The organism is Escherichia sp. WS2035 (assembly GCF_046487065.1).
Lineage (GTDB): Bacteria > Pseudomonadota > Gammaproteobacteria > Enterobacterales > Enterobacteriaceae > Escherichia > Escherichia coli.
The window spans coordinates 471,989-493,669 of record NZ_JBJQKD010000001.1 but is presented as its reverse complement, the minus strand read 5'-3'; the positions used below and the strand labels follow the sequence as shown (position 1 = coordinate 493,669).

General features: G+C 51.5%; 21 protein-coding genes. 13 read left to right on the top strand and 8 right to left on the bottom strand.

The annotated features are described in order from the left end of the window. Positions 1–3: 3 nt before the first annotated feature. The 7 genes from kdpC (at position 4) to potE (ending at position 8,130) form a co-directional block, all read left to right on the top strand. Complete coding sequence (kdpC, locus tag ACJHX4_RS02405) at positions 4–576, top strand: K(+)-transporting ATPase subunit C (protein ID WP_001295876.1); 573 nt, start codon at positions 4–6, stop codon at positions 574–576. Continuing rightward, the gene (gene kdpD / locus ACJHX4_RS02400; protein ID WP_001295875.1) at positions 569–3,253 is read left to right on the top strand and encodes a two-component system sensor histidine kinase KdpD; all 2,685 of its coding nucleotides are present in this window, start codon (positions 569–571) and stop codon (positions 3,251–3,253) included. The genes kdpC and kdpD overlap by 8 nt, the downstream gene beginning before the upstream one ends. Continuing rightward, positions 3,250–3,927 (top strand): two-component system response regulator KdpE, encoded by a 678-nt coding sequence (gene kdpE / locus ACJHX4_RS02395; RefSeq protein WP_000186068.1) that lies wholly within the window; start codon positions 3,250–3,252, stop codon positions 3,925–3,927. Before kdpD ends, kdpE begins: the two co-directional genes overlap by 4 nt. Positions 3,928–4,088: 161 nt before the next feature. Beyond that, complete coding sequence (locus ACJHX4_RS02390; protein WP_001295874.1) at positions 4,089–4,223, top strand: hypothetical protein; 135 nt, start codon at positions 4,089–4,091, stop codon at positions 4,221–4,223. Then, complete coding sequence (gene speFL, locus ACJHX4_RS02385; protein ID WP_001312672.1) at positions 4,202–4,306, top strand: leader peptide SpeFL; 105 nt, start codon at positions 4,202–4,204, stop codon at positions 4,304–4,306. The genes ACJHX4_RS02390 and speFL overlap by 22 nt, the downstream gene beginning before the upstream one ends. Before the next feature lie 309 nt (positions 4,307–4,615). Beyond that, positions 4,616–6,814, top strand: coding sequence for an ornithine decarboxylase SpeF (speF, locus tag ACJHX4_RS02380; RefSeq protein ID WP_001531487.1), 2,199 nt, complete (start codon positions 4,616–4,618; stop codon positions 6,812–6,814). Next, a complete protein-coding gene (gene potE, locus ACJHX4_RS02375) occupies positions 6,811–8,130 on the top strand; it encodes a putrescine-ornithine antiporter (RefSeq protein ID WP_000075845.1) in 1,320 nt (439 codons plus the stop codon). The genes speF and potE overlap by 4 nt, the downstream gene beginning before the upstream one ends. Before the next feature lie 56 nt (positions 8,131–8,186). Here potE and pgm read toward each other — a convergent pair whose 3' ends face one another. Together pgm and seqA are read right to left on the bottom strand one after the other, a co-directional pair. Further along, positions 8,187–9,827 carry a phosphoglucomutase (alpha-D-glucose-1,6-bisphosphate-dependent) gene (pgm, locus tag ACJHX4_RS02370; RefSeq protein ID WP_001295873.1) on the bottom strand — a complete coding sequence of 547 codons (1,641 nt, stop codon included), beginning with the start codon at positions 9,825–9,827 and terminating at the stop codon, positions 8,187–8,189. A 25-nt stretch (positions 9,828–9,852) separates the two neighbouring features. Beyond that, positions 9,853–10,398 (bottom strand): replication initiation negative regulator SeqA, encoded by a 546-nt coding sequence (gene seqA / locus ACJHX4_RS02365; RefSeq protein WP_001295872.1) that lies wholly within the window; start codon positions 10,396–10,398, stop codon positions 9,853–9,855. 184 nt (positions 10,399–10,582) lie between these two features. Here seqA and ybfF point away from each other — a divergent pair, with 184 nt between their 5' ends. The 5 genes from ybfF to fur all read left to right on the top strand — a co-directional run bounded on the left by ybfF (position 10,583) and on the right by fur (position 13,185). After that, positions 10,583–11,347 carry an esterase gene (gene ybfF, locus ACJHX4_RS02360; RefSeq protein ID WP_000773282.1) on the top strand — a complete coding sequence of 255 codons (765 nt, stop codon included), beginning with the start codon at positions 10,583–10,585 and terminating at the stop codon, positions 11,345–11,347. 139 nt (positions 11,348–11,486) lie between these two features. Then, on the top strand, positions 11,487–11,780 hold the full coding sequence (ybfE, locus tag ACJHX4_RS02355) for a LexA regulated protein (protein WP_001300829.1): 294 nt from the start codon (positions 11,487–11,489) through the stop codon (positions 11,778–11,780). 139 nt (positions 11,781–11,919) lie between these two features. After that, complete coding sequence (gene fldA, locus ACJHX4_RS02350; protein ID WP_001018618.1) at positions 11,920–12,450, top strand: flavodoxin FldA; 531 nt, start codon at positions 11,920–11,922, stop codon at positions 12,448–12,450. 209 nt (positions 12,451–12,659) lie between these two features. Further along, positions 12,660–12,746, top strand: coding sequence for a fur leader peptide (gene uof / locus ACJHX4_RS02345; protein WP_001406816.1), 87 nt, complete (start codon positions 12,660–12,662; stop codon positions 12,744–12,746). Beyond that, positions 12,739–13,185, top strand: a complete 447-nt coding sequence (gene fur, locus ACJHX4_RS02340) for a ferric iron uptake transcriptional regulator (RefSeq protein WP_001531486.1) — start codon at positions 12,739–12,741, stop codon at positions 13,183–13,185. The genes uof and fur overlap by 8 nt, the downstream gene beginning before the upstream one ends. A gap of 83 nt (positions 13,186–13,268) precedes the next feature. Here fur and chiQ read toward each other — a convergent pair whose 3' ends face one another. From chiQ to dtnK, 6 genes are all read right to left on the bottom strand, one after another. Beyond that, the gene (gene chiQ, locus ACJHX4_RS02335) at positions 13,269–13,595 is read right to left on the bottom strand and encodes a ChiQ/YbfN family lipoprotein (RefSeq protein ID WP_000733594.1); all 327 of its coding nucleotides are present in this window, start codon (positions 13,593–13,595) and stop codon (positions 13,269–13,271) included. A gap of 49 nt (positions 13,596–13,644) precedes the next feature. Then, on the bottom strand, positions 13,645–15,051 hold the full coding sequence (chiP, locus tag ACJHX4_RS02330) for a chitoporin ChiP (RefSeq protein ID WP_001201175.1): 1,407 nt from the start codon (positions 15,049–15,051) through the stop codon (positions 13,645–13,647). A 441-nt stretch (positions 15,052–15,492) separates the two neighbouring features. Further along, positions 15,493–17,157, bottom strand: coding sequence for a glutamine--tRNA ligase (glnS, locus tag ACJHX4_RS02325; RefSeq protein WP_001287134.1), 1,665 nt, complete (start codon positions 17,155–17,157; stop codon positions 15,493–15,495). A 219-nt stretch (positions 17,158–17,376) separates the two neighbouring features. Further along, positions 17,377–18,138 (bottom strand): DeoR/GlpR family DNA-binding transcription regulator, encoded by a 762-nt coding sequence (locus ACJHX4_RS02320; protein WP_000679501.1) that lies wholly within the window; start codon positions 18,136–18,138, stop codon positions 17,377–17,379. Between the two features lies 1 nt (position 18,139). Beyond that, on the bottom strand, positions 18,140–19,126 hold the full coding sequence (locus ACJHX4_RS02315; protein WP_001059579.1) for a D-threonate 4-phosphate dehydrogenase: 987 nt from the start codon (positions 19,124–19,126) through the stop codon (positions 18,140–18,142). Then, positions 19,119–20,354, bottom strand: coding sequence for a D-threonate kinase (dtnK, locus tag ACJHX4_RS02310; protein ID WP_000410734.1), 1,236 nt, complete (start codon positions 20,352–20,354; stop codon positions 19,119–19,121). Before dtnK ends, ACJHX4_RS02315 begins: the two co-directional genes overlap by 8 nt. A gap of 169 nt (positions 20,355–20,523) precedes the next feature. On the opposite strand from dtnK, the gene ACJHX4_RS02305 reads away from it, so the two are divergent. After that, positions 20,524–21,681 carry an iron-containing alcohol dehydrogenase gene (locus tag ACJHX4_RS02305; protein WP_000234742.1) on the top strand — a complete coding sequence of 386 codons (1,158 nt, stop codon included), beginning with the start codon at positions 20,524–20,526 and terminating at the stop codon, positions 21,679–21,681.

The following is a 21,681-nucleotide window of genomic DNA, read 5'->3' as shown; positions in this document are numbered from 1 at the left end:
ACCATGAGTGGATTACGTCCGGCATTATCGACATTTCTCTTTCTGTTATTGATTACTGGCGGCGTTTACCCGCTGCTGACCACCGCACTGGGGCAATGGTGGTTTCCCTGGCAGGCCAACGGTTCATTGATTCGTGAAGGTGATACGGTGCGCGGTTCGGCATTAATCGGGCAAAATTTTACCGGCAACGGCTATTTTCATGGTCGCCCGTCGGCAACAGCAGAAATGCCCTATAATCCACAGGCTTCTGGCGGGAGCAATCTGGCAGTCAGTAACCCGGTGCTGGATAAACAGATAGCCGCACGCGTTGCCGCATTACGGGCCGCTAACCCGGACGCCAGCACGAGCGTTCCGGTTGAACTGGTGACAGCGTCAGCAAGCGGGCTGGACAATAATATTACCCCGCAAGCGGCGGCCTGGCAGATCCCACGCGTGGCGAAAGCGCGTAATCTCAGCGTTGAACAGCTCACGCAACTGATCGCAAAATACAGCCAACAACCGCTGGTGAACTATATCGGCCAGCCGGTCGTCAACGTTGTAGAACTCAATCTGGCGCTGGATAAGCTTGATGAATAACGAACCCTTACGTCCCGACCCCGATCGTCTGCTGGAACAAACTGCCGCGCCGCATCGGGGGAAGCTGAAAGTTTTCTTCGGTGCCTGCGCAGGCGTCGGAAAGACCTGGGCGATGCTGGCAGAAGCCCAGCGACTGCGGGCGCAAGGGCTGGATATTGTGGTTGGCGTGGTAGAAACCCACGGGCGGAAAGATACCGCCGCAATGCTGGAAGGTCTGGCTGTTCTGCCGCTGAAACGCCAGGCGTACCGTGGGCGGCATATCAGCGAGTTTGATCTCGATGCCGCCCTCGCCCGCCGTCCGGCACTGATCTTAATGGACGAACTGGCGCACAGTAATGCGCCAGGTTCTCGTCATCCTAAACGCTGGCAGGACATCGAAGAGCTGCTGGAAGCAGGCATTGATGTTTTCACTACCGTCAACGTTCAGCATCTGGAAAGCCTGAACGATGTGGTCAGTGGCGTAACCGGAATTCAGGTTCGGGAAACCGTGCCCGATCCTTTTTTCGATGCCGCCGACGACGTAGTACTGGTGGACTTGCCCCCGGACGATCTGCGCCAACGACTGAAAGAAGGCAAAGTCTATATTGCCGGGCAGGCAGAACGCGCCATTGAGCATTTTTTCCGCAAAGGCAATCTGATCGCCCTGCGCGAGCTGGCGCTACGCCGTACTGCCGATCGCGTAGATGAGCAAATGCGCGCGTGGCGGGGGCATCCTGGCGAAGAGAAAGTCTGGCACACGCGCGACGCGATCCTTTTATGCATCGGGCATAACACCGGCAGTGAGAAACTGGTCCGCGCGGCGGCGCGGCTGGCGTCGCGCCTGGGCAGTGTCTGGCACGCGGTGTATGTTGAAACCCCTGCCCTGCATCGCTTACCGGAGAAAAAACGTCGGGCAATTCTCAGCGCCTTACGTCTGGCGCAGGAGTTGGGCGCGGAGACGGCAACACTTTCTGATCCAGCGGAAGAAAAAGCAGTAGTGCGTTATGCCCGTGAACATAATCTCGGCAAGATTATTCTCGGTCGCCCGGCCTCGCGCCGCTGGTGGCGTCGGGAAACGTTTGCTGACCGGCTGGCGCGCATCGCCCCCGATCTCGATCAGGTACTGGTCGCGCTTGATGAACCACCCGCCCGCACGATTAATAACGCGCCGGATAGCCGCTCTTTTAAAGACAAGTGGCGGGTACAGATTCAGGGATGCGTGGTTGCCGCCGCGTTATGCGCCGTTATCACCTTAATTGCCATGCAGTGGCTGATGGCGTTTGATGCCGCCAACCTGGTGATGCTGTATCTGCTTGGCGTGGTTGTGGTGGCACTATTTTACGGACGCTGGCCTTCGGTGGTTGCGACCGTCATTAATGTGGTGAGTTTCGATCTCTTTTTTATCGCCCCACGCGGCACGCTCGCCGTCTCTGATGTGCAATATCTGCTGACCTTCGCGGTGATGTTAACCGTCGGGCTGGTGATCGGGAACCTTACTGCTGGCGTGCGTTATCAGGCGCGGGTAGCCCGTTACCGCGAACAACGCACACGGCACTTATATGAAATGTCCAAAGCTCTGGCTGTGGGCCGTAGTTCGCAGGATATCGCCGCCACCAGCGAACAGTTTATTGCCTCCACGTTTCATGCCCGTAGCCAGGTGTTGCTGCCTGATGACAACGGTAAATTGCAGCCTTTAACACATCCGCAAGGAATGACGCCGTGGGACGATGCCATCGCGCAGTGGAGTTTTGATAAAGGCCTGCCTGCGGGCGCGGGCACCGACACGTTACCCGGTGTACCGTACCAGATTTTGCCGCTAAAAAGCGGCGAGAAAACCTACGGACTGGTGGTGGTGGAACCGGGGAATCTGCGCCAGTTGATGATCCCGGAACAGCAGCGCCTGCTGGAGACGTTTACGCTGTTAGTCGCCAATGCCCTTGAGCGACTGACACTGACCGCCAGCGAAGAACAGGCGCGGATGGCAAGCGAACGTGAACAGATCCGCAACGCCCTGCTGGCGGCGCTTTCGCATGATTTACGCACGCCGCTTACGGTGCTGTTCGGTCAGGCAGAAATCTTAACGCTCGATCTGGCAAGCGAAGGATCGCCCCACGCCCGCCAGGCCAGCGAGATTCGTCAGCATGTGCTGAACACCACCCGACTGGTGAATAATCTACTGGATATGGCGCGAATTCAGTCCGGCGGCTTTAATTTGAAGAAAGAGTGGTTAACGCTGGAAGAAGTGGTCGGCAGCGCGCTGCAAATGCTGGAACCGGGTTTATCGTCGCCCATCAATCTTTCTCTGCCAGAGCCGCTGACCTTAATCCACGTTGACGGGCCACTCTTTGAACGGGTGCTGATTAACCTGCTGGAGAACGCGGTGAAATATGCGGGGGCGCAGGCCGAAATTGGTATCAATGCCCACATCGAGGGCGAAAATCTACAACTGGATGTCTGGGATAACGGCCCCGGTCTTCCACCAGGCCAGGAGCAGACGATATTTGATAAGTTTGCTCGCGGGAATAAAGAGTCGGCGGTACCGGGTGTAGGGCTTGGGTTGGCAATTTGTCGGGCGATAGTGGATGTACACGGCGGCACCATTACCGCATTCAACCGACCGGAAGGTGGTGCCTGTTTTCGTGTTACACTTCCCCAGCAAACAGCCCCTGAACTTGAAGAATTTCATGAGGATATGTGACAAACGTTCTGATTGTTGAAGATGAACAGGCTATTCGTCGCTTTCTGCGCACGGCGCTGGAGGGCGATGGGATGCGCGTCTTTGAGGCCGAAACGCTGCAACGCGGCTTGCTGGAAGCGGCTACCCGTAAGCCAGATTTGATTATTCTCGATCTCGGCCTGCCCGATGGTGATGGGATTGAGTTTATCCGCGACCTGCGCCAGTGGAGCGCGGTGCCGGTGATTGTGCTTTCCGCACGTAGCGAAGAGAGCGACAAAATCGCCGCGCTGGATGCCGGAGCGGATGATTATCTGAGTAAGCCGTTTGGCATTGGCGAATTGCAGGCCCGTCTGCGCGTCGCTTTACGTCGCCACTCCGCCACCGCCGCGCCCGATCCGCTGGTGAAATTTTCCGATGTTACCGTCGATTTAGCCGCCCGCGTTATCCATCGGGGCGAGGAAGAGGTGCATCTCACCCCGATTGAGTTCCGCCTGCTGGCAGTGTTGCTCAACAACGCCGGAAAAGTGCTCACCCAGCGCCAGTTACTCAATCAGGTGTGGGGACCAAACGCGGTCGAACACAGCCACTATTTGCGTATTTATATGGGGCATCTGCGACAAAAACTGGAGCAAGATCCCGCCCGCCCCCGCCATTTTATTACTGAAACCGGTATTGGGTATCGGTTTATGCCATGAATTATTATTCAATAAATACGCTTAAATAATTATTAATTTATTATTAAACCTGCCCCGAAAATTATTATTTGGCAGGTTTAATTTCTTAATGAAAATACAACCCACAAAATTGCAACATTTAAACAACAAAACAGCATCTAATATGGCGCTATTCATCATTAATGATTTATTATTTGGGATATGATCGTTTTTTGTTGATCTTCTTCACAGATTATAGCCATTTCATGGATAGAATAACCCTACCTTCAACTGACACAGAAAAAGGTAAAGGTAAATGGAAAATAATAACCGCTTAATGCCTCATATAAGGCGGACAACCCATATCATGAAGTTTGCCCATCGTAATAGTTTTGACTTTCATTTCTTTAATGCCCGCTAGTCTTCTGACTAAAGGGCACCCCAGCGTACAGGTCTCCCTGACTTTAAGCATTACAGGTTAATACCTGTATCCCTCGGTGCTCATATACTGCTAACCCTTTTAAACTCTAAATAATTCGAGTCGCAGCACATGCAACTTGAAGTATGACGAGTATAGCCAGTTACCGGGCTGGTCTGGGTTATTGCATCTGCAAAAAGCAAACTACTGATTTATTTATCAGCGGTGGGGTTTTGCTTTTTTCCGGCGTGATCAATTTCTCCTTTGAGAAATTGAGGACCTGCTATTACCTGAAATAAAGAGATGAACAAAATGTCAGAATTAAAAATTGCCGTTAGCCGTTCTTGCCCGGATTGTTTTTCCACTCATCGTGAATGCGTGAATATTGACAAAAGTAATTATATTGACGTTGCCGCCATTATTTTATCAGTCAATGATGTTGAACATGGAAAACTCGATGAAATAGACGCTACTGGCTATGGCATTCCTGTTTTTATTGCAACGGAAAATGAAGAACGTGTACCAGCAGAATATCTGCCACGTATTTCTGGTGTCTTCGAGCATTGCGAATCACGGAAAGAGTTTTATGGACGTCAGTTAGAAACCGCTGCCAGCCATTATGAAACGCAACTGCGCCCGCCCTTCTTCCGCGCACTGGTCGATTATGTCAATCAGGGCAATAGCGCTTTTGACTGCCCGGGTCATCAGGGAGGTGAGTTTTTCCGTCGCCATCCGGCAGGCAATCAGTTCGTGGAATATTTTGGCGAAATGCTCTTCCGCTCCGACTTGTGTAATGCCGACGTTGCAATGGGCGATCTACTGATTCATGAAGGTGCGCCATGCATTGCACAGCAACATGCGGCTAAAGTGTTTAATGCCGATAAAACGTACTTTGTTTTAAACGGCACATCCTCCTCCAACAAAGTGGTTTTAAACGCCCTGCTGACACCGGGTGATCTGGTGCTGTTTGACCGTAATAACCATAAGTCTAACCACCACGGAGCGTTGCTACAGGCTGGTGCAACACCGGTTTATCTGGAAACAGCACGTAACCCGTATGGTTTTATCGGTGGCATTGATGCGCACTGCTTCGAAGAAAGTTATCTGCGTGAACTGATTACAGAAGTTGCACCGCAACGGGCAAAAGAGGCGCGTCCGTTCCGCCTCGCTGTGATTCAGTTAGGCACCTACGACGGTACTATTTATAACGCCCGCCAGGTGGTGGATAAAATCGGCCATCTGTGTGACTACATCCTGTTTGACTCCGCATGGGTCGGCTATGAACAGTTTATTCCGATGATGGCGGACTGTTCGCCGCTGCTACTGGAGCTTAATGAGAACGATCCGGGTATTCTGGTTACGCAATCTGTGCATAAACAACAGGCTGGTTTTTCTCAGACTTCACAAATTCATAAAAAAGACAGCCATATCAAAGGGCAACAGCGTTATGTACCGCACAAACGCATGAACAACGCCTTTATGATGCACGCCTCCACCAGCCCGTTCTATCCGCTGTTTGCCGCACTGGATATCAACGCCAAAATGCATGAAGGTGTCAGCGGTCGTAATATGTGGATGGATTGTGTGGTTAACGGTATTAATGCCCGCAAATTGATCCTCGATAACTGCCAGCACATTCGCCCGTTCGTTCCTGAACTGGTGGATGGTAAACCCTGGCAGTCGTATGAAACAGCGCAAATTGCGGTTGATCTGCGCTTCTTTAAATTTGTACCCGGTGAGCACTGGCATTCTTTTGAAGGCTACGCAGAGAACCAATACTTTGTCGATCCGTGCAAACTGTTGCTGACAACTCCAGGTATTGATGCACGTAACGGCGAATATGAAGCGTTCGGTGTACCCGCAACGATTCTTGCTAACTTCCTGCGCGAAAATGGCGTAGTGCCGGAAAAATGCGATCTTAACTCCATCCTCTTCCTGCTGACTCCGGCAGAAGATATGGCCAAACTGCAGCAACTTGTTGCCCTGCTGGTACGCTTCGAAAAACTACTGGAAGCTGATGCGCCTCTGGCGGAAGTACTGCCTTCCATCTACAAACAGCATGAAGAGCGCTACGCCGGTTATACCCTGCGTCAGTTGTGCCAGGAAATGCATGATTTGTATGCCCGTCACAACGTGAAACAACTGCAAAAAGAGATGTTCCGTAAGGAACACTTCCCTCGCGTCAGCATGAATCCGCAAGAAGCCAACTACGCCTACTTACGCGGTGAAGTGGAGCTGGTTCGTCTGCCGGATGCAGAAGGCCGTATCGCTGCCGAAGGTGCGCTTCCTTATCCTCCGGGTGTGCTGTGTGTTGTTCCTGGTGAAATCTGGGGTGGTGCTGTTCTGCGTTACTTCAGCGCTCTGGAAGAAGGCATCAACCTGCTGCCAGGTTTTGCACCGGAGCTGCAGGGTGTCTATATCGAAGAACATGATGGTCGTAAGCAAGTTTGGTGCTATGTCATCAAGCCTCGTGATGCGCAAAGCGCCCTGTTGAAAGGGGAAAAATTATGAGTCAGGCGAAATCGAACAAAATGGGTGTCGTTCAGTTAACCATACTGACGATGGTCAACATGATGGGCTCCGGTATCATCATGCTGCCGACAAAGCTTGCCGAAGTCGGGACAATCTCAATTATCTCCTGGCTGGTGACAGCCGTAGGCTCAATGGCACTGGCATGGGCATTCGCAAAATGCGGTATGTTCAGCCGTAAATCAGGAGGTATGGGCGGTTATGCCGAGTATGCTTTCGGTAAATCCGGTAACTTTATGGCGAACTATACCTACGGCGTCTCGCTGCTGATTGCTAACGTCGCGATTGCTATTTCGGCGGTTGGTTACGGCACCGAACTGCTCGGCGCGAGTTTGTCGCCAGTGCAGATTGGTCTTGCGACCATCGGGGTGCTGTGGATTTGTACCGTGGCTAACTTTGGTGGTGCGCGCATTACCGGGCAAATCAGTAGCATTACCGTGTGGGGGGTCATTATTCCGGTGGTAGGCCTGTGCATTATCGGCTGGTTCTGGTTTAGCCCGACGCTTTACGTTGATTCCTGGAATCCGCATCATGCACCCTTCTTCAGTGCGGTAGGTTCTTCCATCGCTATGACGCTGTGGGCTTTTCTTGGTCTGGAGTCTGCGTGTGCGAATACTGATGTAGTGGAAAACCCGGAACGTAATGTGCCAATCGCGGTACTCGGCGGTACGTTAGGTGCGGCGGTGATTTATATCGTCTCCACCAACGTGATTGCCGGGATTGTGCCAAATATGGAGCTGGCAAATTCAACGGCACCATTTGGTCTGGCCTTCGCGCAGATGTTCACGCCGGAAGTGGGTAAAGTCATTATGGCGCTGATGGTGATGTCCTGCTGCGGTTCGCTGCTTGGCTGGCAGTTCACCATTGCCCAGGTGTTTAAATCTTCATCTGATGAAGGCTACTTCCCTAAAATTTTCTCCCGTGTAACCAAAGTGGATGCACCGGTGCAGGGAATGTTGACCATTGTGATTATCCAGAGCGGGTTGGCGCTGATGACGATTAGCCCGTCGCTAAACAGTCAGTTCAACGTGCTGGTTAACCTGGCCGTGGTGACTAATATCATTCCGTATATTCTGTCAATGGCGGCATTAGTCATTATTCAGAAGGTCGCTAATGTGCCCCCCTCAAAAGCGAAAGTTGCAAACTTTGTTGCTTTTGTTGGCGCGATGTACAGCTTTTATGCGCTGTACTCATCCGGGGAAGAAGCCATGCTATACGGTTCCATCGTGACCTTCCTCGGTTGGACACTGTATGGTCTGGTCTCACCACGCTTTGAACTGAAAAATAAACACGGTTAATTAAGCAAAGCAAAAAAGGGCGATCTTCCGACCGCCCTTTTTCTTATTTGATATGTTTACGCGTTTTTCAGAACTTCGCTAACAATTTCAACCGCTTCTTTCTCAATCTGCTTGCGATGTTCTTCACCAAGGAAGCTTTCGCAGTAGATCTTATATGCGTCTTCCGTGCCTGACGGACGCGCGGCGAACCAGCCGTTGTCAGTCATCACTTTCAGACCGCCGATAGAAGCGCCATTACCCGGTGCCGCCGTCAGACGCGCGGTGATCGGGTCACCTGCCAGGGTGCTGGCGCTCACCATTTCCGGAGACAGCTTAGACAACGCCGCTTTTTGTGCGGAAGTCGCTGCTGCCTGCAAACGGTTATAGCTCGGCGCACCAAAGCGTTTTGCCAGTTCGTTATAGTGTTCCTGCGGGTTCTTACCGGTGACAGCGGTGATTTCCGCCGCCAGCAGACACATAATGATGCCGTCTTTATCGGTGGACCACGGCGTGCCGTCGAAACGCAGGAAGGAAGCCCCTGCGCTCTCTTCGCCGCCAAAGCCGAAGCTGCCGTCGAACAGACCATCAACAAACCATTTGAAACCTACCGGGACTTCTACCAGCTTACGGCCCAAGTCATTGACCACACGGTCGATCATCGCAGATGAAACCAGCGTTTTACCGACAGCAACATCTTTGCCCCACTGCGGACGATGCTGGAACAGGTAATTGATCGCCACCGCCAGGTAGTGGTTCGGATTCATCAAACCTGCCGGAGTGACGATACCGTGACGGTCATAATCCGGGTCGTTAGCAAACGCCAGATCGAACTTATCACGCAGTGCCAGCAGGCCCGCCATCGCACACTCGGAGGAGCAGTCCATACGGATCGCGCCGTCTTTATCAAGGTGCATAAAGCGGAAGGTTTGATCGACCTGATCGTTAACAATAGTCAGGTTGAGGTTGTAATACTCGCCAATACGCTTCCAGTATTCGATACCGGAACCGCCCAGCGGATCAACGCCAAGCGTCAGGCCCGCTTTCTGAATCGCCGCCATATCAACGATATCGGCCAGCCCTTCCACAAACGGCTGCACCAGATCCTGCTCTTTCACATGACCGGATGCCATCGCTTCGTCGAGGGAGATACGCTTCACGCCTTTCAGGCCATCAGCCAGCAGTGCGTTTGCTCTGTCTTCCACCACTTTAGTGACGTTGGTATCAGCCGGGCCACCATTTGGCGGATTGTACTTGATACCACCATCTTCCGGCGGGTTATGGGACGGTGTAATCACGATACCGTCTGCCAGCGGGCCACCTTTTTTATTGTGAACCAGAATGGCATTGGAAATGGCAGGTGTCGGAGTGAAGCCATTGTTTTCCTGCACAATGACATCAACGCCGTTCGCTGCCAGCACTTCCAGTACGGAAATGAACGCAGGCTCGGACAGGGCGTGAGTATCTTTACCCACATAGCAAGGGCCAGTGATGCCGTTTTTCGCACGTTCTTCAGCAATTGCCTGAGCGATCGCCAGAATGTGCGGCTCGTTAAAGCTGTGGCGCGCTGCACTGCCACGGTGACCGGAAGTACCGAATTTCACCGCGTGCTCCGCATTCCCTGCTTCTGGTTTCAGTACATAATATTGCGCCGTCAGTTGGGCGACGTTAATCAAATCACTCTGTTGTGCAGGTTGGCCTGCACGATTGTGGATTGCCATTGCTTTGTCCTTTGTCTGCAACGTTTTAGATAGTTCCGCAAACCTTCTCAATCAATTCCGCCGGGAATTGCATCGACTGCATGATGTGTTCGATCATGCTGCATTTACGGCCGGTGTTGGTGTTGGTGATCACCCAATACGGCGTACCAGGCACATGTTTCGGCTTGGTCTGATTACCATTTTTCAGCAGCGTTTGTTCATCTGCCGCAAAGTAAACGCGTGTACGACCGTGCAACGATTCCGTTGCTTCGGCAAACGCCTGGGCGTCAAGAGAATATAGTGTAGACAACAGCAGCATAAAGCGATTGACCGCTCGCTTTTGCTCTGCGTATTCGTCCGAAAGCAGAAGTTCACGCATTGCGCGAACCTTGTCTTTAATCGTTTTGACCGGCTTCGCTTCGACGATAGCAGGTGACGCAACGCGAACCTCTTTCGTCACCGGAGCAGCAGGCTGTGATGCGGCGGTAAATTTCAACATACGCCGTAAAATGTCGGATGCGCTCTCGCCGATATGCTTAGTGTGGCTGGCAATATAGCTGTAGAGTTCATCATCAACTTCAATCGTTTTCATCTTAATCCAGTGCAGTGTCTTAGCTGAATACAAGTCGCCAGGAGTATATGAATAAATCCCGGCAGCGGATAGCGTCAAGCCTGGCTTGCAGAAAAACTCGGAATAAACCTTATTTGTTGCAGCCCTGTGGCACAATGGTCAACATAATACCCTAACCCGACAACGCGAAAAAAAGAACTTTGCCATGAAATTGAATATCCGCGCGCAAACTGCACAAAACCAGCACAATAATTCTCCCATCGTTCTTGTCCATGGTCTGTTTGGCAGCCTCGACAACCTTGGCGTACTGGCTCGCGATCTGGTAAACGATCACAATATCATCCAGGTTGATATGCGTAACCACGGTCTTTCACCGAGAGATCCGGTAATGAATTACCCGGCGATGGCGCAGGATCTTGTTGATACCCTGGATGCACAGCAGATCGACAAAGCAACATTTATCGGTCACTCCATGGGCGGTAAAGCGGTAATGGCTCTTACTGCACTAGCCCCTGATCGCATTGACAAGCTGGTGGCGATTGATATTGCGCCGGTCGATTATCACGTTCGCCGTCATGATGAGATTTTCGCGGCCATCAACGCAGTCAGTGAATCAGACGCACAAACACGCCAGCAAGCAGCGGCAATAATGCGCCAGCATCTTAATGAAGAAGGGGTGATTCAGTTTCTGTTGAAATCTTTTGTTGACGGGGAGTGGCGCTTTAACGTGCCAGTATTGTGGGATCAGTATCCGCATATTGTGGGTTGGGAGAAAATCCCGGCATGGGATCATCCTACCCTGTTTATCCCTGGCGGCAATTCTCCGTATGTTAGCGAGCAGTACCGTGATGATTTACTGGCACAATTTCCACAGGCTCGGGCGCATGTGATTGCAGGCGCGGGTCACTGGGTCCATGCTGAAAAACCGGATGCGGTATTACGCGCTATCCGTCGCTATCTCAATGATTAACGCAACTGATTAAAAACCCAGCGTCCGCGTCGCTTTCCGCGCGTGGACGTTGGCGTGACTCATCGCGCTGATGTATTATGGCGCGCTATCCATCCGGGCAGAGGCCTGGCTGATTGTTTCCCCCGAAGTCACCAAGATCATGGCCAAAGAACAAACGGACCGTACGACATTAGATCTGTTCGCGCACGAGCGTCGACCGGGACGACCGAAAACTAATCCGCTTTCGCGCGATGAACAGCTGCGTATTAATAAACGCAACCAACTAAAACGCGACAAAGTACGTGGCCTTAAGCGTGTCGAACTGAAGCTGAACGCGGAAGCTGTCGAGGCGCTGAACGAGCTGGCGGAATCGCGTAATATGAGCCGTAGCGAACTGATCGAAGAGATGTTAATGCAGCAACTGGCGGCGCTGCGTAGTCAGGGCATCGTTTAAATTTCCACTTTCATGTAGCACAGTGTGCAGTCCTGCTCGTTTGCTGATTCCGCAAGACTGCCTGTTCTGCTATGATTGCCTTTATCCGTGGGCAATTTTCCACCCCCATTTCAATAAGTTTCAAGAGGTTATTTCACTCATGGCTATCACTGGCATCTTTTTCGGCAGCGACACCGGTAATACCGAAAATATCGCAAAAATGATTCAAAAACAGCTTGGTAAAGACGTTGCCGATGTCCATGACATTGCAAAAAGCAGCAAAGAAGATCTGGAAGCATATGACATTCTGCTGCTGGGCATCCCAACCTGGTATTACGGCGAAGCGCAGTGTGACTGGGATGACTTCTTCCCGACTCTCGAAGAGATTGATTTTAATGGTAAACTGGTTGCGCTGTTTGGTTGTGGCGACCAGGAAGATTACGCAGAATACTTCTGCGATGCATTGGGCACCATCCGCGACATCATTGAACCGCGCGGCGCAACTATCGTTGGTCACTGGCCAACCGCGGGCTACCACTTCGAAGCGTCAAAAGGTCTGGCTGATGATGACCACTTTGTCGGTCTGGCTATCGACGAAGATCGTCAGCCGGAACTGACCGCTGAACGTGTAGAAAAATGGGTTAAACAAATTTCTGAAGAGCTGCATCTCGACGAAATTCTCAATGCCTGATGTGATGCGGCGTAGACTCATGTCTACGCCGTATTAATAGATAATGCCAATCAAAATAATTGCTACAAATTTGTAACTTTTGCTGTTGTACCTGTACAATGTCCCGGTGTTCAAGTGGCCTTGCCGTTGTAAATGTAAGCTGTGCCACGTTTTTATTAACAATATTTGCCAGGGACTTGTAGTTTTCATTTAGGCGTGGCAATTCTATAATGATACGCATTATCTCAAGAGCAAATTCTGTCACTTCTTCTAATGAAGTGAACCGCTTAGTAACAGGACAGATTCCGCATGACTGATAACAATACCGCCCTAAAGAAAGCTGGCCTGAAAGTAACGCTTCCTCGTTTAAAAATCCTGGAAGTTCTTCAGGAGCCGGACAACCATCACGTCAGTGCGGAAGATTTATACAAACGTCTGATCGATATGGGTGAAGAAATTGGTCTGGCTACGGTATATCGCGTACTGAACCAGTTTGACGACGCTGGTATCGTCACCCGCCACAATTTTGAAGGCGGTAAATCCGTATTTGAACTGACACAGCAACATCACCACGATCACCTGATCTGCCTCGACTGCGGTAAGGTTATCGAATTTAGTGATGATTCCATCGAAGCGCGTCAGCGTGAAATCGCCGCAAAACATGGCATTCGCCTGACTAACCACAGTCTCTATCTTTACGGTCACTGTGCCGAAGGCGATTGCCGCGAAGATGAGCACGCGCACGAATGCAAATAAGCCAGCCTGAACGAGAAAAGCCAACCTGCAGGTTGGCTTTTTTATACAAGGGAAATAAGAAAAGCGAGAGTTACAGCTCTCACTTATTTGTTATTACTGCGAATTTCCTGCCAGACCTTATCACAATCGGCTTTCACCGCCTGATCATTTCCGGTTTGCGTTGCCTGAATGCACTGCTGATAATCCAGTACGCGGACACTTTCCTGCTCGGCAAACTGCTGATGTTGTTTCTCTTTCTTCAGCACGTTTAACACGCTCTGGCAGGCTTCAATTTTTTCCGGCGAACCTTGCGCGGTGTTGATACAGGCGCTGTAAGCCTCTTTCAGACGACTGTCTTCCTGTGGCGCGGTTGATTGCGCACAAGCCACCAGCCCCGATGCCATCATGGCGATGAGAATCAGTTTTTTCATAGCAAATTCCTCAAACGTGCGGCAGGCACAAAACCTGCCGCATCGGGCATCAGAAGATGGTGAATGGTGCGATTACCATAAATTTCACGTCACGCTCATCCTGGAAGATGTTGCCATAACCACCGCCCCAGCTTGGGATGTCGGAGTGGTTGTCGTATTCGGTGAAGTGCAGTTTGAACATCGTGCCTTTGGCGCGGCCGTCCTGAATGGTGTAGACCGCATCCAGGCTGTAGGCAGACTCTTCAATAGTCCGGTTTTTGTCGTAGTACGCATCCGGATTGCTCTGCCAGGTAGCGGGTTTAGCATCCCATGCGTAAACGTAGGAGGCGCCGATGGCAAAACCTGGAAGATTCCAGTTTTTCAGGTCATACATCGCGCCGAAGAAGACCGCTTTTTCGCCGTTGGCGTTGAAGTCAGAACGGTTATCCCACCAGATATCCAGGCGACCGTTCGAGGAAGCGTAGGTTGGTGTCATACGTTGCAGGAAGTATCCCTGCTGACCGTCGGCTTTAACCCAGGTGCCTTCCAGACGCAAATCCACTACGTCAGCCGCCCGGTAACCAAAGGTCAACGCCTGCAGCCAGGCGGTGCCGTCATAAAGATCGTTGGCGCTGCGATCGTCAACTTTATCGCGCGTGCCATAGAACTGGTAGCTGGTGGTTAACGGGCTACCGGCGATATCAAATTTGTAGCTGGCTTTGGCAAAATATTGATCGATATACCCTTCGGCCTGACCAAACGCCGCTTCCAGTACGAAGTTATTTTTGAAGTCGTACTTCGCCCCAAGGGAGTGTAGATAATCAACTTTGGTGGTTTTATCGTTCTGATAAAACTCATCCATTTCCAGATGCCACGGTGCTTTGTATTCGTTGGTCCACATGTAGGAGAAACTCAACGCACCAGCATCGCCGTAATCAAAATTCGCCCCGGCCTCCGCCCCCTGATAAGTACCCGGCATAAAGCTCCAGTGTGGCGCTAACAGCGTCTGACCGGTTGGCTGAATATAACCTGCCCTCGCCCAAACCGGACCGTATTTAAATTTGGCCGCTGCTTTATACAGGCTTATACCGCTTTTATCGCCGGACCAGTCTTCGTCATAGGCTTTATTACTTTTTGAAAACGCGATTTCGTTCGGGTGAGAGCTGTCGCCGTTTTCCGCCATTTCAATCGCCGTAAACGCGGCAATATCAAGGCCGAACATATCAGCAGCATAACCAGACTGAAAATCGAGGTTGGCGTTCCAGGTGGAGTGAGAAAGGTTGGTTTTGTATTTATCGCCGTCGGTAACATCTTTACGGTCGCGTTCACGCTGCCAGTAATAGATACCGCCGGTTAAGGTTGAATCGTCGATGAATCCTTCGGCGCGAGCCTCCGGAATTGCCATAAAGCCCGACATAGCTGTAACACCGGCGATAGCCAGCGCCAGCGTACTACGTTTGCCACTAAACGCACGCATGGGTTAATCCTCTTTGACGTATAAATTGCTGCACCAAAGGTGAACAGCGAAAAAAATAAAAATTAAAAAAGTAGCGTTGAGAAAAGTCTCGCTGACTACAGGAACAGACTATTTTTCGCGACGCGAATTATCAATCTCTTTCTGTAACCAGAATGTAAGAACATGAGCAACCGCACATATTTTGATGATTTTTGTTACAAGGCTTAAGTTTGCAGTTGAAAGGCTTGCAGAAGAATAAAAACGTGAAATTCCAGCAAGATGAAAGCGGTTACATTTTATTTAATTATGTTTTGTGATTTTAAATTTATTTTATGGATAAATTGCGAAGCGGAATTAATTCGCGAAGAAAAGCAGAAAAAAACGCCGCAGAGCGCGGCGTTTGGGATAATTTGCATATTTCTTGCCGGATGCGGCGTAAACGCTCTATCCGACAACGTAAACTTACTCGCCTACTTTCGCCCAGGTATCACGCAGCCCAACGGTGCGGTTAAATACCGGTTTTTCCGCCGTAGAATGGCGGCTGTCGAGGCAGAAGTAACCTTCACGCTCAAACTGGAATGCTTTACCCGCAACCGCATCTTTCAGCGACGGTTCAGCAAAGCCCTGTTTGATCACCAGCGATTCCGGGTTAATCACCGACAGGAAATCATCCGCAGCACCAGGGTTCGGCACGCTGAACAGACGGTCATACAAACGGATTTCAACCGGCAGCGCATGTGCCGCGCTCACCCAGTGAATAACACCTTTGACTTTACGACCATCTGCCGGATCTTTGCTTAAGGTGTCGGCGTCATAAGTACAGAAGATGGTGGTGATATTGCCTTCGGCATCTTTCTCCACGCGTTCTGCCTTAATGACGTAAGCATTACGCAGACGCACTTCTTTACCCAGCACCAGACGTTTGTACTGCTTGTTAGCTTCTTCGCGGAAATCGGCGCGATCGATCCAAATCTCACCGCTAAATGGCACCTGACGGCTGCCCATTTCCGGTTTATTCGGATGGTTCGGCATGGTAACCATTTCGCCTTCGCCCTGGTAGTTTTCGATAACCAGTTTCACCGGATCGATAACCGCCATTGCGCGCGGCGCATTTTCGTTGAGATCTTCACGGATGCAGGATTCCAGTGACGCCATCTCAATGGTGTTGTCCTGCTTGGTCACACCAATGCGTTTGCAGAACTCACGAATAGAAGCCGCAGTGTAACCACGACGACGCAGACCAGAAATGGTCGGCATACGCGGGTCATCCCAGCCTTCAACGTGCTTGTCGGTCACCAGCAGGTTCAGCTTACGCTTGGACATCACAGTGTATTCCAGATTCAGGCGCGAGAATTCGTACTGGCGCGGGTGAACAGGAATGGTGATGTTGTCCAGTACCCAGTCGTACAGACGACGGTTGTCCTGGAACTCAAGCGTACACAGAGAGTGCGTAATACCTTCCAGCGCATCGCTGATGCAGTGGGTGAAGTCGTACATCGGGTAGATGCACCACTTGTTGCCAGTCTGGTGGTGTTCAGCAAACTTAATGCGGTACAGCACCGGATCGCGCATCACGATAAACGGCGAAGCCATGTCGATTTTCGCACGCAGGCAGGCTTTACCTTCTTCAAAACCGCCGGTACGCATTTTCTCGAACAGCGCCAGGTTCTCTTCAACGCTGCGATCGCGGTACGGGCTGTTTTTACCCGGCTGCGTCAAGGTGCCGCGGTATTCGCGGATCTGTTCCGGCGTCAGTTCATCAACGTACGCCAGGCCTTTATTGATCAGTTCGATCGCATAGGCGTGGAGCTGATCAAAATAATCGGAGGAGTAACGGACGTTACCAGACCAGTGAAAACCTAACCACTCTACGTCGTTTTTGATCGAATCGACATACTCGATATCTTCTTTTACCGGGTTAGTGTCGTCGAAACGCAGGTTGCACTGGCCTTTATAGTCCTGGGCGATCCCGAAGTTCAGGCAGATAGATTTCGCATGGCCAATATGCAGATAGCCATTCGGCTCCGGCGGGAAACGGGTGTGTACTGTGGTGTGCTTACCACTGGCCAGATCTTCATCGATGATCTGACGGATAAAGTTAGTCGGGCGGGCTTCTGCCTCACTCATCGTGGATTCCTCAAAGCGTAAACAACGTATAACGGCGTATGATCTTATAAGCGGGACAGGCTGACAACTGTTAGTTAGCGAAAAAATGGTTTTGCGTAAGATATTGGGGCGTTTTCTGCGCTACTGCCAGCAGATCCTCGCGCTGGAAACGTAAGGCCAAACGTCGCCAGCCTGACGCATTTATTAAATTTCCGGATGAGCTGGCCGCAGAGTCGTAGATTAGTCGGCTATGATTAAACGCGTCGACAAGGACGCAAGCGTTCTACGCGTCTGCCCATCAAGCTGACTATCCGTAATAATCTCTGTCAGTTCATTAAGATGCGCGATATTAAACAGCGACCATGAACCGTATTTTGAGCTGTCAGCCAGGAGAATTTTGCGCGAAGCATGCGCGATAAGATCGCGTTTTAGTGCGGCTTTCTCTTCCGTGGGTGCTGTAATACCCTTTTCAAGATCCCAGCTGTTACAGCTTAAAAATGCCACGTCCGGCCAGGTATTTTGCAGCAATTTACGACCATGTTCGCCAATGCAGGACTGGCTGGAGTCGTCAATACGTCCGCCGATAATCGTCACTTCAATTTGCTTGAATTCAGCCAAAAAAAGCGCGATATGCAGGTCGCTTGTGATCACGCGAAGCGGTAAATGTGTAATCTGCCGCGCAAGTTCAATCATTGTCGTACCGGCATCAAGGACGACGGAATCCCCCGCTTTGACCATTGACGCCGCTGCGCTGGCGATGGCATGTTTTTCCGCCAGGCTGCGCTGCATTTTCTCATGGGTAGTCGGTTGGGTAGGAATAAACCGGTTGAGAGTCACACCGCCGTGTGTACGGCTGATAACACCCTGCTCATCGAGTTTTATCAGGTCTCGACGAATCGTAGCCGGCGACGCATTGGTTACCGCCACCAGCTCATCTACGGTGACCAGATTATGGCTTTTCAGGTAATCCATGATCTGCTCTAACCGGTTATATCCCTTCATTTTATTCTCGCGAAATCTGCATTGCTAACTGGATGGAAACTGCCATGCTCTCAGACTTGGCTTTTCCTGTCCAGGCAATATCAAACGCGGTGCCGTGGTCGGCAGAAGTGCGAATAAATGGCAACCCGGCGGTGATATTCACCCCATCATAAAATCCAAGCAGTTTTAAAGGGATATGCCCCTGATCGTGGTACATAGCCACTACCATATCGAATAGCCCTTCATGGCATTGCATAAACACGGTATCTGGCGGGCACGGGCCAGTAACATCAATATCTTCGGCCTGCATTGCTTCAATCGCAGGCGCGATAATCTCGATTTCCTCAGTGCCGAATAAACCATGTTCCCCTGCATGTGGATTTACACCCGCCACGGCAATACGCGGACGCTCAATACCAACACGTTTCAGGAAGTGGTTCGCAACTCGAATAACCGTTTTGACCCTTTCACCATTCAAAGTATCCAGGAATTTACGCAGTGAGATGTGAGTCGAAATATGGATAACCTTGAGCTTCTCGGTATAGAGCACCATCGCGTACTCTTTGCTGCCGGTAAGATGGGCCAGCAATTCCGTATGCCCCGGATAGTTATGCCCGCCAAGATGCAGCGCTTCTTTATTCAGCGGCGCAGTGGCTATGGCTTTCACCTCGCCTGATAAGGCCAGAGCCGTTGCACGTTTGATACAGCGATACGCTAAATCGCCTGCCACAGCCTGTACCACTCCGGGTGTCAGCGCATCGGGGTTAGCCAGCGGCTCATCCATCACGTTAATCACGCCGGGAGCAAAATGGGCGTCGCACACCTTTTGAATGACGCGTAACTCTGCCTGCGGCGTGATATTCATCGCCATAATACGTCGCAGCGTGCGCACACAGCCCACCACCACCACCGGGGCACCAGCAAGCCCGGCTTCGCTCAGGGATTTAATAATGATCTCCGGGCCAATACCCGCCGGATCGCCCATCGTTACCGCAATAATATTATTCACTACGCTTCTCCTCGATAAAATTCAGAACCTGATGCAACGTGGTCTCATCGCCAAACCCACCGGCTTTCGTCATCACCGAACGGGACCAGACGCCGCCCAGAAAGTGACCGTATGGAACGCATTGCGCCACCTTCCCCGTAATACGAAATCCGGTCGCGCCTAACGCACTGGCTGTTGCCATTGCGACATCACCACCAGAGAGATAAAGCGCATCGGGCATTGCGCAAAGCAGAACTTGCCGGGTAAGTTCGCCAAGAAACCGGCAAATTTTTTCCCCAAGTGCAGCGCGACTCATCTGCCAACGCTGGCAAAGGGTGTCGATCTGATGCCTTGCTACAGAATCGTTACAGGTGTGGACAATACAGTGGTCGCCTTTCTGCAAGGCCTGCACAATACGCGCGTCATAGTCACTGGCATTGCCTGCCAGAATGTGTTCAACATCGACGTATATCTGTGTGATACGTGGGTGTGAATGAAGTGTGGCGATCTGCCGTTGAGCGATTTCGCTCATTGAACCAATAATGGCCAGCACGGTGGGTGGCGGCATAATCGCGGAGCGCCGGGCAACGGCATCACAAATACCAGCGGAGCCGACCAGCAGCAGCGGTTGTTTAGCCTGCATCACAGCGGCAGCGATGCGATCCAGGTCGCTGTCCGTCTGCGCATCTATCACGCCAATCCACGGTTGCTCATAAGACAAATGGCTGAGCTGAGAAACCGTAACGGGCTGGCATGGAATGGCCGTCTGCAACCGGATGATGTCCGCAATTCGGGCGCTCAATACCGGGGTTTTCGGATCGCTAGCAAACTCGGTTTCCGTTATCCGCACACCGTTTACCCAACACTCACCGGCCACTGTGGTCCTTCCCGCCTGAGGAAATGCGGGGGCAACCACTGCGCCCGTTATACCGCATGCCTTCATCAGGGCTTCAATTTCTGCGCCGATATTGCCTCGCAGCGTGGAATCTATCTTTTTAATCACGAGCGGCGGGTTATTCGCCAGAGGGAGATGACTCATCAGCGAGGTTATTTTCATCGCCGCCAGCTTAGGATCCATCGCCCGACTGTCGCTGTTAATCACCCATACGCTGGCATCACCGCGATAAGGCATTTCAAAGGCCACATCAACTGTATGCCCCACCTGCGCCAGGCTTACCCCCGCGTCGTTGGCTCCCGTGAAATCATCGGCAACGATGAGAATGCTCGGCTTAGTGATTCCCTTTTCCATCATCACTCCAGGTTGTTTTATGATAACAATGATTATATTCAATCATGATTGATTAAATGTGAGCAAGCTCAAGTTATTAATCACTCGAATAAATTATAAAATTAGACCATGTTACGTAGGCTACGGCATTTTGAATGATTGAATTCAATCACCAGAAGAGAGGTTATTTGTGGTAATTATCAATAGCACGATACTGAGCGGCGCAGGCGCTATCCCTTCCCTGACGTCGCTCTTACCCGACATCAGAAAAATGCTGCTGGTCACTGACCGTAATATTGCGCAGCTCGACGGTGTGCAGCAGATTCGCGCCTTACTGGAAAAGCACTGCCCGCAGGTTAACGTTATCGATAATGTGCCCGCAGAGCCCACGCATCATGATGTGCGCCAGCTAATGGATGCCCTTGGCGATGCCTCTTTTGATGTGGTGGTCGGGATCGGCGGTGGCAGCGTGTTGGATGTGGCGAAGCTGCTATCGGTGCTTTGCCATCCACAATCACCGGGGCTGGATGCGCTGCTTGCGGGTGAAAAACCGACTCAGCGGGTGCAATCATGGTTGATTCCTACAACCGCCGGAACCGGCTCAGAAGCCACGCCGAATGCGATTCTGGCAATCCCTGAGCAAAGCACGAAGGTGGGTATTATTTCCCAGGTGCTGTTACCAGACTATGTGGCGCTTTTCCCGGAACTGACCACCAGTATGCCCGCGCATATTGCGGCGTCCACGGGCATTGATGCTCTTTGCCACTTACTGGAGTGTTTTACCGCGACCGTGGCAAATCCGGTCAGCGATAACGCGGCGCTGACTGGGTTAAGTAAACTTTTCCGGCACATTCAACCCGCCGTGAACGATCCTCAGGATCTGCGCGCAAAACTGGAAATGCTGTGGGCGTCTTACTATGGCGGCGTAGCGATAACCCATGCGGGCACGCATCTCGTTCATGCGCTCTCCTACCCGTTAGGTGGCAAATATCATCTGCCGCATGGCGTCGCGAATGCCATCTTGCTGGCGCCGTGCATGGCGTTTGTTCGCCCCTGGGCGGTCGAGAAATTTGCCCAGGTCTGGGATTGCATTCCCGATGCGGAAACCGCCCTGAGCGCGGAAGAAAAATCTCATGCCCTGGTGACCTGGTTACAGGCATTAGTCAATCAACTCAAGCTACCCAACAATCTCGCGGATCTCGGCGTACCGCCAGAGGATATTGCCTCTCTGAGCGAGGCGGCACTGAACGTGAAGCGCCTTATGAACAATGTGCCGTGCCAGCTTGATCTACAGGACGTACAGGCCATTTACCAAACACTGTTTCCGCAACATCAATTTAAGGAATAA

Coding starts and splice junctions, on each gene's coding strand:
- chiP (WP_001201175.1), bottom strand. CDS start 15,051: ATGCGTGCGTTTAGTGGCAAACGTAGTACGCTGGCGCTGGCTATCGCC.
- glnS (WP_001287134.1), bottom strand. CDS start 17,157: ATGAGTGAGGCAGAAGCCCGCCCGACTAACTTTATCCGTCAGATCATC.
- ybfF (WP_000773282.1), top strand. CDS start 10,583: ATGAAATTGAATATCCGCGCGCAAACTGCACAAAACCAGCACAATAAT.
- kdpC (WP_001295876.1), top strand. CDS start 4: ATGAGTGGATTACGTCCGGCATTATCGACATTTCTCTTTCTGTTATTG.
- potE (WP_000075845.1), top strand. CDS start 6,811: ATGAGTCAGGCGAAATCGAACAAAATGGGTGTCGTTCAGTTAACCATA.
- chiQ (WP_000733594.1), bottom strand. CDS start 13,595: ATGAAAAAACTGATTCTCATCGCCATGATGGCATCGGGGCTGGTGGCT.
- kdpD (WP_001295875.1), top strand. CDS start 569: ATGAATAACGAACCCTTACGTCCCGACCCCGATCGTCTGCTGGAACAA.
- ybfE (WP_001300829.1), top strand. CDS start 11,487: ATGGCCAAAGAACAAACGGACCGTACGACATTAGATCTGTTCGCGCAC.
- fldA (WP_001018618.1), top strand. CDS start 11,920: ATGGCTATCACTGGCATCTTTTTCGGCAGCGACACCGGTAATACCGAA.
- fur (WP_001531486.1), top strand. CDS start 12,739: ATGACTGATAACAATACCGCCCTAAAGAAAGCTGGCCTGAAAGTAACG.
- seqA (WP_001295872.1), bottom strand. CDS start 10,398: ATGAAAACGATTGAAGTTGATGATGAACTCTACAGCTATATTGCCAGC.
- speFL (WP_001312672.1), top strand. CDS start 4,202: ATGGAAAATAATAACCGCTTAATGCCTCATATAAGGCGGACAACCCAT.
- ACJHX4_RS02320 (WP_000679501.1), bottom strand. CDS start 18,138: ATGAAGGGATATAACCGGTTAGAGCAGATCATGGATTACCTGAAAAGC.
- ACJHX4_RS02390 (WP_001295874.1), top strand. CDS start 4,089: ATGATTTATTATTTGGGATATGATCGTTTTTTGTTGATCTTCTTCACA.
- speF (WP_001531487.1), top strand. CDS start 4,616: ATGTCAGAATTAAAAATTGCCGTTAGCCGTTCTTGCCCGGATTGTTTT.
- pgm (WP_001295873.1), bottom strand. CDS start 9,827: ATGGCAATCCACAATCGTGCAGGCCAACCTGCACAACAGAGTGATTTG.
- uof (WP_001406816.1), top strand. CDS start 12,660: ATGATACGCATTATCTCAAGAGCAAATTCTGTCACTTCTTCTAATGAA.
- dtnK (WP_000410734.1), bottom strand. CDS start 20,354: ATGGAAAAGGGAATCACTAAGCCGAGCATTCTCATCGTTGCCGATGAT.